Source organism: Achromobacter sp. SIMBA_011 (assembly GCF_046535435.1).
GTDB classification, from domain to species: domain Bacteria; phylum Pseudomonadota; class Gammaproteobacteria; order Burkholderiales; family Burkholderiaceae_B; genus Achromobacter; species Achromobacter dolens.
Genome location: NZ_JAWRWN010000218.1, coordinates 1 through 314, shown reverse-complemented (window position 1 = coordinate 314; position 314 = coordinate 1). Strand labels below are relative to the sequence as shown.

General features: G+C 38.2%; 1 protein-coding gene. It reads right to left on the bottom strand.

The genetic code is table 11. From position 1 onward, the window contains the following. Nucleotides 1-108 precede the first annotated feature (108 nt). The coding region (locus SB816_RS30650) for a hypothetical protein (protein ID WP_410548071.1) at nucleotides 109-314 on the bottom strand (206 nt) is incomplete at its 5' end.

The following is a 314-nucleotide window of genomic DNA, read 5'->3' as shown; positions in this document are numbered from 1 at the left end:
CAGAAGGATCATCAAATCTTAGTTTTTCATTGCCATAGACTACATCAACCAAATTAGTGGCATGCCTTTCAATCTCTTTCATTTCGTTAACCCCTTTCACGTTAGTATTTATGGGAATGGATGAGGTACTGGATTAAGTGTTTCGATTGTAAACGGCTCTGGTACTAACCCTAAATCGTAAGAATGTCGTAATATACGTTCTCCACCCAACATTCTTCCCCTGTAAAGGACATCTATAGGTTTAAACCCTGGAATGATGGACTTTACTACATGAGCTCCGGCATCTTTTATATCAGGACTTGTTAAATCAAATG